The 13,029-nt window shown below is 46.0% G+C and carries 10 protein-coding genes; 6 read left to right on the forward strand and 4 right to left on the reverse strand.

The features are described 5' to 3' along the window. The first annotated feature begins 201 nt into the window (after positions 1–201). The 5 genes from VIM72_RS00005 to egtD all read left to right on the forward strand — a co-directional run bounded on the left by VIM72_RS00005 (position 202) and on the right by egtD (position 6,359). Complete coding sequence (locus VIM72_RS00005) at positions 202–1,590, forward strand: mercuric reductase (RefSeq protein ID WP_332000817.1); 1,389 nt, start codon at positions 202–204, stop codon at positions 1,588–1,590. 34 nt (positions 1,591–1,624) lie between these two features. Then, positions 1,625–2,560, forward strand: coding sequence for an ABC transporter ATP-binding protein (locus tag VIM72_RS00010; RefSeq protein WP_332000818.1), 936 nt, complete (start codon positions 1,625–1,627; stop codon positions 2,558–2,560). A gap of 9 nt (positions 2,561–2,569) precedes the next feature. Continuing rightward, the gene (locus tag VIM72_RS00015; RefSeq protein WP_332000819.1) at positions 2,570–4,138 is read left to right on the forward strand and encodes an ABC transporter permease/substrate-binding protein; all 1,569 of its coding nucleotides are present in this window, start codon (positions 2,570–2,572) and stop codon (positions 4,136–4,138) included. 12 nt (positions 4,139–4,150) lie between these two features. Further along, positions 4,151–5,302 (forward strand): ergothioneine biosynthesis protein EgtB, encoded by a 1,152-nt coding sequence (gene egtB / locus VIM72_RS00020; protein WP_332000820.1) that lies wholly within the window; start codon positions 4,151–4,153, stop codon positions 5,300–5,302. Positions 5,303–5,369: 67 nt separating this feature from the next. Further along, positions 5,370–6,359 carry an L-histidine N(alpha)-methyltransferase gene (egtD, locus tag VIM72_RS00025; RefSeq protein WP_332000821.1) on the forward strand — a complete coding sequence of 330 codons (990 nt, stop codon included), beginning with the start codon at positions 5,370–5,372 and terminating at the stop codon, positions 6,357–6,359. Positions 6,360–6,414: 55 nt separating this feature from the next. Here egtD and VIM72_RS00030 read toward each other — a convergent pair whose 3' ends face one another. Then, positions 6,415–6,885, reverse strand: coding sequence for a DinB family protein (locus VIM72_RS00030; protein WP_332000822.1), 471 nt, complete (start codon positions 6,883–6,885; stop codon positions 6,415–6,417). Positions 6,886–7,106: 221 nt separating this feature from the next. On the opposite strand from VIM72_RS00030, the gene VIM72_RS00035 reads away from it, so the two are divergent. Next, entirely contained in the window at positions 7,107–9,815 is a 2,709-nt protein-coding gene (locus VIM72_RS00035; RefSeq protein WP_332000823.1) for an outer membrane beta-barrel protein, read from the forward strand. A gap of 142 nt (positions 9,816–9,957) precedes the next feature. Here the strand turns inward: VIM72_RS00035 and VIM72_RS00040 are convergent, their stop codons facing one another. The 3 genes from VIM72_RS00040 to VIM72_RS00050 form a co-directional block, all read right to left on the reverse strand. Next, a complete protein-coding gene (locus tag VIM72_RS00040; RefSeq protein WP_332000824.1) occupies positions 9,958–10,821 on the reverse strand; it encodes a helix-turn-helix domain-containing protein in 864 nt (287 codons plus the stop codon). 76 nt (positions 10,822–10,897) lie between these two features. Further along, positions 10,898–12,631, reverse strand: coding sequence for an ABC transporter ATP-binding protein (locus VIM72_RS00045; protein ID WP_332000825.1), 1,734 nt, complete (start codon positions 12,629–12,631; stop codon positions 10,898–10,900). An 11-nt stretch (positions 12,632–12,642) separates the two neighbouring features. Beyond that, a partial coding sequence (locus VIM72_RS00050; protein WP_332000826.1) for an ATP-binding cassette domain-containing protein occupies positions 12,643–13,029 on the reverse strand: 387 nt, incomplete at its 5' end.

Raw genomic sequence — 13,029 nt, forward strand, 5'->3', positions numbered from 1 at the left:
AATCAGTATAATCAGCGTAATCCTGAGTCAGACAAAATCCGCGTCAGACAAATCCGCTGATATCATCAAAAGGCAGGATAAAAACTCAGGAAAATCATTAAAATCATCATAATCCTGAGTCAGACAAAATTCGCGTTATTCGCAAAATTTGCTTACTTTTCATTGGTATAATCTTTGGCCCCGCATCCTAAATCTTTCCATATGCAGAAATTTGACGCTATTGTAATCGGATCAGGTCAGGGTGGAAATCCACTGGCAAAGAAGATGGAAGAAAAAGGCTGGAAAACCGCTGTTGTTGAACAACGCTATCCCGGCGGCACCTGCATCAACGACGGATGCACTCCTACCAAGGCAATGATCGCCTGCGCAAAAGTAGCACATACCGTTTTTCATAGTAAGGACTGGGGTATTCACAGTCATGGGTTCATGGTAGATCTTCCCTTTATTGTAGCCCGGAAAAATAATATCGTCACAGAGTTCCGCGAAGGAACCCTAAAAGGGTTACAATCAAAAAACGTTACCCTCTTTATGGGTACAGCTGCTTTCACCGGCCATAAAACCATTACCGTTACAGGACATAAAGGAGAAGCAACTACGCTTACTGCAGATCATATTTTCATCAATACCGGCGCACAACCTTTTATTCCGCCTATACCCGGGCTGGCGGAAGTGCCTTACCTTACCTCCACTACCCTGCTTGATGAAGTAACTATTCCAAAAGAGCTGATCATCCTGGGAGGCAGTTATATCGCGCTGGAAATGGGACAACTCTATCAGCGTTTGGGCAGTCACGTTACCATCATAGAATCCGCTTCCCAACTGGTATCAAAAGAAGATCCTGATGTGGCAGCGGTAATAAAAAAAATGCTGGAATCAGAAAATATGCAGATCCATACCGGCACACAGGCAACCCATGTATCTGTGAACGGGAAAAAGATCTCCGTGGATATTAGCACCGGCGACGACCGCAACACTATAACGGGCACGCATATACTGGTGGCTACCGGCCGTACCCCGCAAACCGCGGCACTGCAGCTGCAGCAAACCAATGTGCTTACCGATGAAAAAGGATTTATCCAGGTAAACGACCGGCTTGAAACCTCCGAACCAGGCATCTACGCCCTCGGCGATGTAAAAGGCGGTCCCGCATTTACCCATATCTCTTATAACGATCATCTTATCATTTATAAAAACCTTTTTGAAAACGCTAACGTTGGTATAAAAGACCGGCAGGTGCCTTATTGCATGTTCACCGATCCGCAACTCGGCCGCATCGGGATCACAGAAAAAGAAGCACGGAAAGAAGGTATCCCGTTTAAAGTAGCCTGCCTGGGTATGGATAAAGTAGCCAGGGCTATAGAAACAGGACAAACAAGAGGATTTATGAAAGCCCTGGTACATGAACATACGGATAAGATCCTGGGAGCCGCTATTATAGGCACGGAAGGCGGCGAGATCATGTCTATGCTGCAAATGGCCATGCTGGGCAATATCACGGCCACGCAACTACGTGAAATGGTATTCGCGCACCCGCTCTATGCGGAATCATTAAACAATCTCTTTATGACACTGGAGAAACCCGCTCCATAATGAGCAATTTTTTCCACAATCTGATATATACAGGATGATTAAACTGGCACATGTTTCCAAATTTTTTGGTCCGGGAAAAAAAGCGGTAGATGATATTTCCTTTGAAGTAAAGGAGGGGGAAACACTTGTGCTCCTTGGTACCAGCGGTTGCGGTAAAACCACTACCCTGCGGATGATCAACCGCCTGCTGGAGACCGACAGTGGCCATATCTTCATCAACGGGAAAGAAATACAGGAACTGCCCGGAGAAATACTCCGCCGCAACATTGGCTATGTACTGCAAAACACCGGGTTGTTCCCGCATTATACAGTAAGCGATAACATCGCCCTCGTGCCTTCATTACTGCAATGGGATAAAAAACGTATCCGCGACAGGGTGATCACGCTGATGGATAAACTCCATTTGCCGGCTTCCTACGCTACTGCATACCCGCAACAACTCAGCGGCGGGCAGCAACAACGGGTAGGACTGGCCCGCGCGCTGGCAGCAGATCCGCCGGTACTTCTAATGGATGAGCCCTTCGGCGCACTGGACCCGCTCACACGCATCAGCGTGCGGAAAGAATTTAAATCGCTCGATGAGATCAGTCACAGAACCATCATCCTCGTAACGCATGATGTGGAAGAAGCATTTGAGTTGGGACATCGTATCTGCCTCATGAATGAAGGGCGCATTCAGCAATTAGGCACACCGGCCGAACTGATCTTCCACCCGGCAAACGATTTTGTAAGATCATTTCTTGATCCGCAACGATTGCAACTGGAACTGAAATCACTGCATATAAAGGATCTCTGGAAATGGCTGCCAGCGGCCACCACAGCGGCAGGCAAACAATTATCCGCTGCCAGCACCTGCTGGGATGCATTGGAAGCCATCACACATGAACCGGTTACCGTGGTATATGAACAGGAACAAAAAATAATTGATGGGAATGGACTAATGGAGGCAATAGCTGCCTATAAAAATTAATACAACGGCATGGAATCCAACGAAACCTTATTTGATTTTATACAACAACAATCCGGTAAACTGCTGGAACAAACCCTCACGCACACCGGGCTTACCTTTATATCCGTGTTGCTGGCCGTGACCATAGGCGTACCCGCCGGTATTCTTATCTCCCGGAAAAAAAGACTGGCAGCACCTGTGCTCGGTTTCGCCGGTGTAATGCAAACCATTCCCAGTATTGCATTGCTGGGATTCATGATCCCCCTGCTGGGTATAGGCCCTAAACCTGCCATAGTAGCCTTGTTTCTTTATGCGTTGCTGCCAATTATCCGTAATACCTACACCGGTATCAGGGGAGTTGATCCCAACGTAACGGAAGCCGCTACCGGCATGGGAATGAGCCGGCGGCAAATGCTGCTGAAAGTACAACTGCCACTGGCCATGCCTGTTATACTGGCAGGCATCCGCACCGCTACCGTGATCAACGTAGGCGTAGCCACGCTGGCTGCATACATTGCCGCAGGCGGGCTCGGTGAATTTATTTTCGGCGGCATCGCGCTGAATAATACCAATATGATGCTGGCAGGCGCCATCCCGGCGGCTTTGCTGGCATTGCTGTTCGACTGGCTCCTGTCGCTCCTCCAGCATATCAATATCCGCAAAGCCCGCAAAACATTATACGCATTGCCTATTGCCTTCCTGCTGCTATCTTCATTCTATCTCCTGCCAAATACTTATAGCGGCAAAATGCTGGCAGGATTTACGCCCGAATTTATGGGCCGGAAAGATGGGGATCTGGGGCTAAAATCTGTATACGGCCTGCATATCCGCACACTCGTGATCAGCGATATGATCATGTATAAAGCGGCCTATGAAAAAAAACTGGACGTGATCAGCGGCAGCAGCACAGATGGCAGGGTAAAAGCATTTGACCTGGTGGTACTGGAAGATGATAAACATATTTTTCCGCCGTATTATGCAGCTCCCATTGTGCGGGAAGAAACCCTGCAGAAATACCCTGAACTGGAACCTGCACTCAACCTGCTGGTTGGTACAATTAATGATAGTATCATGACGGAATTGAACTACCGCGTAGACTATCTCAAACAAAACCCGGAAAAAGTGGCAAAGGATTTCCTCGTTGCTAAAAACCTCTGGAAACCCGCTGGCAAAGGCGATAAAGGCAGCATCCGGATCGGCTCAAAAATTTTTGGCGATGGCTACATTCTTGCTGCAATGTATAAGATGCTGATAGAAGGACATACTGGTCTTACGGCAGTGACCAAAACAGGTTTAGGTGGTACAAAAATCGTATTCGACGCATTGGTAAATGACCAGATCGATATGTATCCCGAATATACCGGCACAGGGTTGCTGGTATTACTCCAGGCGCCGCAACAGGTAACTGACAGCATTATCAGCGACAGCCGCAAAGTATATGATTATGTAAGCGCAGCATTTGCCAGGCAATACCATATCAAATGGCTGCAGCCCATCGGTTTTAATAATACTTACGCATTAATGATGCGCAGAACTGCAGCACAGGAGCTGCATATCAAAAGCATCTCGGATTTTACCAAATATGTGAATCAACAGTAAGCACCTGTAATTATGTTATTGAAAGAACAATATGAAACAGTACGGCGGAGAAGCGAAAAAATATGTGCCCCGCTAAAAACGGAAGACTATGTAGTGCAACCTGTGGTGGATGTGAGTCCGCCTAAATGGCACCTGGGGCATACCACCTGGTTCTTTGAAACCTTTATCCTTCTTCCTAACGCTAAAGGCTATACGGTATTTGATCCGCAGTATAATTACGTATTCAACAGTTATTACGAGTCTGTGGGCGCAAGGGTGATCCGTACCAACCGGGGTAACCTGAGCAGGCCGGCCGTGGAAGATATCATGCGCTACCGGAAATATGTGGATGATGCTATGATGGATTTTCTGGAAGATGAACTATCGCCGGAGCTGCAGGAGCTGTTTATTCTCGGCCTGAACCATGAAGAGCAGCACCAGGAGCTGTTGTATACAGACATTAAGTATATCCTGGGGCATAACCCGTTGTTCCCTGCATACGATATTCATCATAAAGATATCCCGGTGATGAACAATCCCGGGGCTCCGTGGTTAAATATACGTGCCGGTGTATATGATATCGGTTTTGCGGGAGATGGATTTTGTTTTGATAATGAACTGGGCAGGCATAGCGTATACCTGGCAGATTATAAGATCAGTACCGCACTGGTCACCAATACGGAATACCTGGACTTCATCCAGGCTGGTGGCTACCAGGATTTCCGTTACTGGCATGCCGAAGGATGGGATTGGGTAAAGAATAACCAGGTCACCACGCCCATGTACTGGTATAACATTGATGGAAAATGGATGCATTATACCTGGCAGGGGCTGCAGCCATTAATGCCCGATGCTCCCGTTACGCATGTCAGCTATTATGAAGCGGTGGCATACGCGGCCTGGAAAGGACAACGGCTGCCCACTGAGTTTGAATGGGAGGTGGCCGCGCCACAACTATCATGGGGTTATCGATGGGAATGGTGTGAAAGCGCCTACCTGCCCTACCCCGGCTTTGCGAAGGCGCCCGGCGCCATCGGGGAATATAACGGAAAATTCATGATCAGCCAGATGGTGCTGCGCGGTGGCTCTGAGGTAACTTCTCCCAATCACAGCCGCATCACTTACCGTAATTTTTTCCATCCTTCACTGAGATGGCAATTTACAGGGATAAGATTGGCAGGATGATTGAGGCACCGTTATGAAAATGATCCGGATCTTCACAGATCTACATTCCGTACATCAAAAAATAGGTATGACTGTAATTCCAAGTGTGCTTGTAACAGGCAGACGCAAACCAGCTACTGGTATCTTTTATCATGACGTGGTGCAGGGCCTTAGCGCACCACAGAAATATCTGGACCCTAAATATTTTTATGATGCCGCCGGAGACGCGCTCTTTCAGCAGATCATGCAATGCCATGAATACTACTTAACAGGCTGCGAAATGGAAATTCTCCGCGAACAATCAGCACAAATAGCAGAAGCGTTACAGTTATATGCCGGCGAATTTGACGTAGTGGAACTGGGCGCCGGCGACGCCACCAAATCAGTTCACCTGCTGCAACAACTGATCAGTAACGGTATAGACTATACGTATTTCCCCATCGATATATCTGCCAATGTAATTGCCCAGCTGGAAAAGAACCTGCCCATGCAGGTGCCCGGCCTCCAACTGCATGGCCTGAACGGGGAATACTTCCAGATGCTGCAACAGGCCAATAAGGTAACTGCCAAAAAGAAAGTGCTGCTTTTTATGGGCGCCAATATCGGCAACTTCAGTGTGAGCGCCGCCCGTAGCTTCTGCCAGCAGCTAAGGCAATACCTGCAGCCGGGCGACCTGCTGCTGACCGGCTTCGATCTGAAAAAACATCCCCAGGTGATCCTGAACGCTTACAACGATTCCGCCGGTATCACCCGGGCATTTAATTTCAACCTGCTGCAACGGATCAACAGGGAGCTGTATGCAGATTTTGACATATCAAAATTTGAGCACTTCCCTACCTACGATCCTGTTACAGGCGCATGTAAAAGCTACCTGATCAGCCTGGAAAACCAGCAGGTGCATATAGGGGAAGATGTAACCATCTCTTTCCGGGAAAATGAATCCATTTACATGGAAATTTCGCAGAAGTACAGCCTGGAAGAAACAGACCAGCTGGCAGCCTTTGCCGGCTTCCGGCCTGTAGCCAGCTTCTTCGACCATAAACACTGGTTCACCGATTGCCTGTGGAAATGTATTTAATGTATCAAGCCCGGCTCTCGCCGGGCTTGATACACAAATTTCACCCGGCAAATATTTAATGCCAGGCGTTCAGCATTCGCCTGAGCGCTACAATTTCACCGGTATGATAACTGGTGTGATCCAGCAATAATACGGCTTCCCGGAATAAATGCTGCCCGCTGCCATGGGGAAAAGGCGCAAACAGGTCGTTACTCTGCTCCAGCAGCTCAATAAAAGCATGCAGGTCTTTATCCACCTGCTCCACACTGTGCTTCCAGGCAGCATCGTCCCGGGGAGCTGTTTCTTCCGGCCAATAGGCCTTTGGCCACTCAATTTCTTTGTAGTCCGGGTTCCTCGAGAAATCAAGGATATCATACTGTGTGATCCTGATATGCTCTACCAGTTGCCAGATGCTATATGGCATGCCATCAGGCACTACTCCCCTGAGATGGGCAGGCAATTTCTTTACAGAATCGCTGAAAGTTACGTGTGCATTAGGTTTGAGCAACATGTCCTTCAACGATTTTACTAACGGAGCTGTATTCATAAAATAGTAATTTGATTTTTCCACCAGGCTTCTAACCTATCAAAAAATACTCCAGTAATCATCTTTTTGTAATTGTAAACAAATTGTTAATCACGTTATCTTATTAATTATTATTTAATCGGGAAGATAATGTTTTAATCAGAACGACAATGTTTGGTATTGGTTAACAAAAAGAGAATGGTTCAATGCGATATTGTACCGAAATAACCAATATCCTCCGCATGGCAAAATACTACGCATTAACGTTAACCGTACTGCTGATTGGAATCCATTTCACCGTTTCAGCGCAAAGAGAAATAAAGGGCCATGCGTACGACAAAGACACCCGTAAACCGCTGCCGGCAGCCAACGTACTGCTTTATACCGCTGAAAGATCCGTTCTCGTTGCACAAAGCACCACCAGCGAATCCGGGGATTTTGTTCTTAAAAAGATCCCTGTAGGCAACTACCGGCTCACCATCAGTTTTGTGGGATATGATGCCGCCACCACGCTTGTTATCATTTCTGAAAGATCCGGTAAGGTATTCCAGCTGGATCTCCGCAATTCAGGCCTGCAGCGTAACCCCATAAAGCTGAACAGCATTAATGTAAAAGTAAATAAACCGGCATTCACCATACGGAAAGATACCGTAGAATTTTCCGCCGGCGATTTCCACACAGCAGAAAACGCCTCCCTGAGGAACCTGCTGAACAAGCTTCCCGGCCTCACCATTGATGCGGAAGGCAATCTCTCTTTCCAGGGTACGGCTATAAAAACCATCCTGGTAAACGGAAGGCCACTGTTCCAGGATAACGCCGGCGGTGAAGGTAGTACAAAAAAAATCACCCAAACCCTCCTGGCAGATATCGTCGATAAAATACAGGTCATCGACCGGAAAAGGGAGGATGGCCTCATTGAAGGCGGCAAAGATGAAAAAGTGATCAACATCACGGTAAAAAAAGAATATAAAAAAGGGATCAATGGTACCGCAGGCGCAGGCTATGCTACCGGCAAACGATACAGCGCAGCTGCTAATGCCAACATGTTCAGGGATACCAAACAGGCGATGATAATGGGTTATATTAATAACATCAACTCCTCCCGTGGTCCTTACTCTACCGATGAAAACCTGAGCAGAGCGGAGGCCATGATGGGTGGTGTTTCCAGTAGGAATAACCTCAGCGCTAATCTCGCTACCGACTTCTCCCCTAAAATAAAACTCAATGCCAACTTTGTGCACCAGGGCCACAACACGGATAACAGGCAATGGCTGCAACGCGACAATATCCTGCCAGACAGTAACTTCCGGTATAACAACAATAACACCTCCACAAGCACCGCCAACCTGAATCTCCTGTTTGCCAACATGACCATACAGCTGGATGAAAAAAACTTCATTTCAATAGATGTATCAGGCAATACACAACAGAATAACTACAATGCCCTGAATAAATATATTTCTACTGGCGGGAAAAATAACGACACCATCAATTCCGGCAACACCAGCAACAAGGAAAAAAGGAAGAACAGTAACTTCAATATGACCACCCAGTATAATCATCAGTTCAGCCCGAAAGCCGGCAGCGTAAGCCTTTCCTTCAATATTGAACAGAACAGCAGCAGAAGTGATCAGAACAATATTACGCTGAATACGATTCCTGCTGCGAACCTGGCGGATACGCTCAACCAGCAGGTGAACATGAAAATCAATGTCCGGAAACTGATGGCAAGGGTCAACTACCAGTACCCGCTCGTTCCTTCCGTATCCCTGAATGTATCTTATAAAATCAACAATAACCTGACAAAAAATAACCAGGATGCCTTTGACTTCGATAATGAAAAAAAAGGGTACGATATCGTTAATAATAACCTCACCTACCGGTTTAAAAATGATATCACTGAACAGTCGATAGGTACCGGTATCTTTCTTAATAAAACAAAAATAGAGGGCCAGCTGAATATCGCTTACAACATTACCGATTCAAAAAGCTATAACTTCACTAACGGGGATAACTTCCTGCAAAAAATAAATTACCTCTCTCCTAACCTGTTCCTGTCCTATAAAATTGATAATTACAAAGGCCTGGATCTGAGAATTAACAGGGAAACACGTATCCCTCCGTCCAGTGTATACCTGCCGGTAGTATCTACCCGCAACCCTTTATACGTGCAACTTGGCAACCCGGATCTGAAGCCGTCTATTTACAATTCTGCATCTTTTGGTTACCATTCATTCAGCGTAACCGGCGTTACCTTCAGTACTAATATCCGTGCAGATATACCCACCAATGCTATTTCACAATCGGTTTACTCTGATTCCGCCGGACGGCAGATCAGTAAACCTGTAAATTCAGAAGGCAACTTCAGTATTAACCAGGACTTCTCAATAGGCAAGCGTTTCAACAAACCAGCCGTAACGCTCAACTATTCCCTGTCTTATTATTTCAGCCGTAATAATACGTTTATTAACCAGGAAAAAAACCGCACCAGCGATCTTACTGTCACACAAATGCTGAACAGCTCCTGGACGTATAAAAAGGCGCTGGAGCTGGAAGGATTTGTAAGCATGCTGTACATCAGCAGCGTTTATGCTATCCAGGATAACAGGCATAGCGATTACCTGATGTATAACGTATCACTTTCCGCAAACATTTTTCTCCCGGCAGATATCAGCATCGGCAGCGCCACCCTTTATTTCAACAACACCAGCCAACACCAGCAGTTTGTGGTACTCAACAGCTGGGTAGCGAAAACCTTCGGAAAAAACAAAAGCTTCCAGGCAAAATTTTACGCCTACGATCTCACCAGGCAAAATCAATCGCTGCTCACTATGCAATCGCCCTCCTACATAGAACAGCAGCGGAACGCCGTTATCACACAGTATTATATGGCGAGTCTTTCTTATTTCTTTGGTAAAAAAAGTAAGCCTTCATCGCCTTCGGCGATGTAAATTGTCCTGGAACAGGATTTAGATGATTATACTGATTAACAGGATTTGATCATCTGAGATTTTTAGTGATTCGGGGAGATATAAGCGGATCTATTTGTATCTATCTCTTTAAATTTTTAAAATTGATAAAGGGGGAACTGGATTATTTGCGATATTTCTGCCTGAACTGTAAAGGGGAAATGCCGGTAATTTTTTTAAACAGACGGATAAAATAGGCTGGATCCGAATACCCTAAGGCGTGGGCAATTTCTTTTGAGGTATTGTTCGTATAAAAAAGTGTTCTTTTGGCTTCTAACATAATTTCCTGATGTATCCAGTGGCTAACGGGATACCCGGTCTTCTCTTTTACAACATCATTAAGATAGGCTGGAGTAATGTTCAGGATAGTAGCATATTCTGCCGGGCTTTTCATCATTCTGAAATTTGACAACAATAAGCTTTTAAATTGTTGCGTGATTATTGCTGGCCTTGAATTGCTTTGAACGCTATTTCTTGAAGCCTGCTGTAACATTTGGATAAACAGTTGCAGGCATACGTCAAACATTGATTTGACCGCCTGTTTAATAAAGGAACCATTCCGATTTTCAAATATGTGAAGAAGATCCAGGGCTTTTTGGAATATCAAAATGTCATGAGCAGCGATTATTCGAAGAGGTTGCCTGGAAATTGTGGAGTTAGTAAGGAAAAAGCGAAATTCTGCAGGAACCCATTCTGCCGCTGCTGAAACGATCCATGCAGACGTATCGGGAGCAAAATTTCCAAAATGTACTTGTCCCGGTTGGATACAAAAGATGGAATGATCCGATAAAGTGACATCCTGAAAATCAATGGTTATATTATTGCTACCGTATTCCTGGAAGATAAATATGTAATAGTCATCCCGGTGTTCAACTTCGGAGGGATAGTTGCTTAAATCGACCATCCCTTTTTCTATCTTATTGATTTCAAAGTTCGATTTACCTCTCCCCCCGAGGCTATATACTGGTATTTGACTTTTTTTTCCCATTTGTCCTTTCACAATTGAATTGTCTGCTACAAAAGAAAGGATTATCTCTCAGATAAATTGGGTAAATCCAGATAACTTAGGATAACCCGGACTTAATGCGCCAGCCTTTTGCCCTTTGTTTTTCTCTCCAAAAATTTGCATAACGCCCTTCTATTGCTAACAGGTCATGATGGTTACCATGCTCTACAATCCTATGATTACCCAATACCAATATTTGGTCTGCAGCCATAATCGTTTGCAGACGATGTGCCACTACAATCAGTGTGCGGTTTGCACTTAAAGCGCTGAGTGCCTCCTGAACCAGGGCCTCATTCTCGGCATCCAGTGCCGCTGTTGCCTCATCCAGCAATATAATAGGCGCATTTTTTAAGATCGCACGCGCAATGGAAACCCGTTGACGCTCACCGCCTGAAAGTGAACCACCGCCTTCCCCAACCTGTGTGGCCAGTCCGTCTGGAAGTCGCTCAATCATTTCATCAACTCTGGCAGAACGCAGTGCATATTCAAATTCTTCTTTGGTTGCGTCAGGTTTTGCCATACGGATGTTTTCTTCAATCGTGCCGGTAAACAAATACACGTCCTGAAATACAAAGGATACCTGTTCCATCAGGTGATGGCTGGAAAGATCTTTTACATTGCATCCGCCAATAATTACAGATCCCGAGCTAACGTCCCAGAAGCGACCGATCAGGCGGGTGATGGTTGTTTTGCCTGAGCCGGATGGACCTACCAGGGCGGTCATCGTATTAGGCTCAACTTTGAAGCTGATGTCCTGTAGGATAGTGTTACTTTTTTCGTAACCAAACGATACATTTTTAAATTCGATCGAGGCATCTTTTACTGTATTGGGTGTTGTTGTTTCGGGGAGTCCGGGTGTGGCGATCAGTTTTTCCATACGTCCCAGATTGTTGCGGACCACACGGGCGGCAACCCCCAATCCTCCGGCATCCATCAGCGGCTGCACAAACCGGGTAGCCAATATCAGCACGGCGATCAGTTCAGGGGCATCAATGTTCGCACCTAATGCCCTGTATGTTCCCATAAAAAGTACTACAGTAAATGCCGTTTGTATGACCACCAGAAACAGGATTTGCCCCACCGAGCCCCAACTCAGGCTTTTTCTGGTTGCATTTCTGCTTTGAAGCAAGGCATTATGTAACAACTGTACGCTGTTATTTGTCCTGTTGAACGCCCGCAGGATGGGCTGCGTCCGTGCAAACTCCACAATCCGGTTTGTCATATTGACTGAAGCCATGTACCACTGGTCGTCAAACCGGTGCGTGATCCGTTCAGCCACAAAATAAGCGGCTATAATGAATGGTACAGTTGCCGCTACAGCCAGTGCCAGTTTCCAATCAAAGAAGGCCATCATTATAACCACTATGGATGGCGTTACAAAAGCATCCATCAAGGGTTTCAGCAGGTTAGTTGACCCTCCCATTACGTTCAACACACCATCACTGGTCAGTTTAGCTACCTGGCCTACCTGGCCGCCTGAAAACCAGCCCAAAGGAAGTATAGAGATATGATCGCCCAATCTTCTCCATAACAGGCTGCATAAACCTGTGGATAGTTTCAGACCACTTAATTTTGCCCAATAAGACAAGGCTGAATAAACGATAAATATACCGAGTTCTGCAAACAGCCATGTCCATGCCTTTTGGAAGTTAACTTCAAATAAATTCTGGAGAAGCGGAACCAGAACGGCAAAGGCAATTCCTTGCAATACTGCACAGATAAAATGCACAAAGATCAATAACCTGAGTTTAGGGGCTTCTTTACCTAATATCCTTAAAATCTGACGTAACATAATTGATCTTTCTAAAGACTTAACGATGAAATATTCTGGTTTTTCCTGTCTGCGCGCGTTTCCGGAAACCATACTGCTGACCGTTCATGCCGTTTCCACAGCTCAGCATATTTTCCCTGTTTATCTATTAACTGGCTGTGGGTTCCCTGCTCAGCGATACTTCCTCCGTCAAGTACAATGATCTGCCCGGCATGCTGTATGGTAGAAAGACGGTGAGCAATCACCAACAGTGTACGGCCAATAGCAAGGTTAGAAAGCGCATCCTGTATCAAAGCCTCTGATTCAGGATCGGCAAATGCCGTGGCCTCATCCATCACCAATATGGGCGTATCTGCAAGCAATGCTCTGGCAATGGACAAACGTTGTGCTTCACCGCCTGACAACAGTGCATCCTCACC

This window comes from Chitinophaga sp. (assembly GCF_036569185.1).
Classification (GTDB): domain Bacteria; phylum Bacteroidota; class Bacteroidia; order Chitinophagales; family Chitinophagaceae; genus Chitinophaga.

Bases quoted from the DNA above. Each gene is read 5' to 3' on its own strand.
- VIM72_RS00005 (WP_332000817.1), top strand. From the start codon at position 202: ATGCAGAAATTTGACGCTATTGTAATCGGATCAGGTCAGGGTGGAAAT.
- VIM72_RS00010 (WP_332000818.1), top strand. From the start codon at position 1,625: ATGATTAAACTGGCACATGTTTCCAAATTTTTTGGTCCGGGAAAAAAA.
- VIM72_RS00015 (WP_332000819.1), top strand. From the start codon at position 2,570: ATGGAATCCAACGAAACCTTATTTGATTTTATACAACAACAATCCGGT.
- egtB (WP_332000820.1), top strand. From the start codon at position 4,151: ATGTTATTGAAAGAACAATATGAAACAGTACGGCGGAGAAGCGAAAAA.
- egtD (WP_332000821.1), top strand. From the start codon at position 5,370: ATGACTGTAATTCCAAGTGTGCTTGTAACAGGCAGACGCAAACCAGCT.
- VIM72_RS00030 (WP_332000822.1), bottom strand. From the start codon at position 6,885: ATGAATACAGCTCCGTTAGTAAAATCGTTGAAGGACATGTTGCTCAAA.
- VIM72_RS00035 (WP_332000823.1), top strand. From the start codon at position 7,107: ATGGCAAAATACTACGCATTAACGTTAACCGTACTGCTGATTGGAATC.
- VIM72_RS00040 (WP_332000824.1), bottom strand. From the start codon at position 10,821: ATGGGAAAAAAAAGTCAAATACCAGTATATAGCCTCGGGGGGAGAGGT.
- VIM72_RS00045 (WP_332000825.1), bottom strand. From the start codon at position 12,631: ATGTTACGTCAGATTTTAAGGATATTAGGTAAAGAAGCCCCTAAACTC.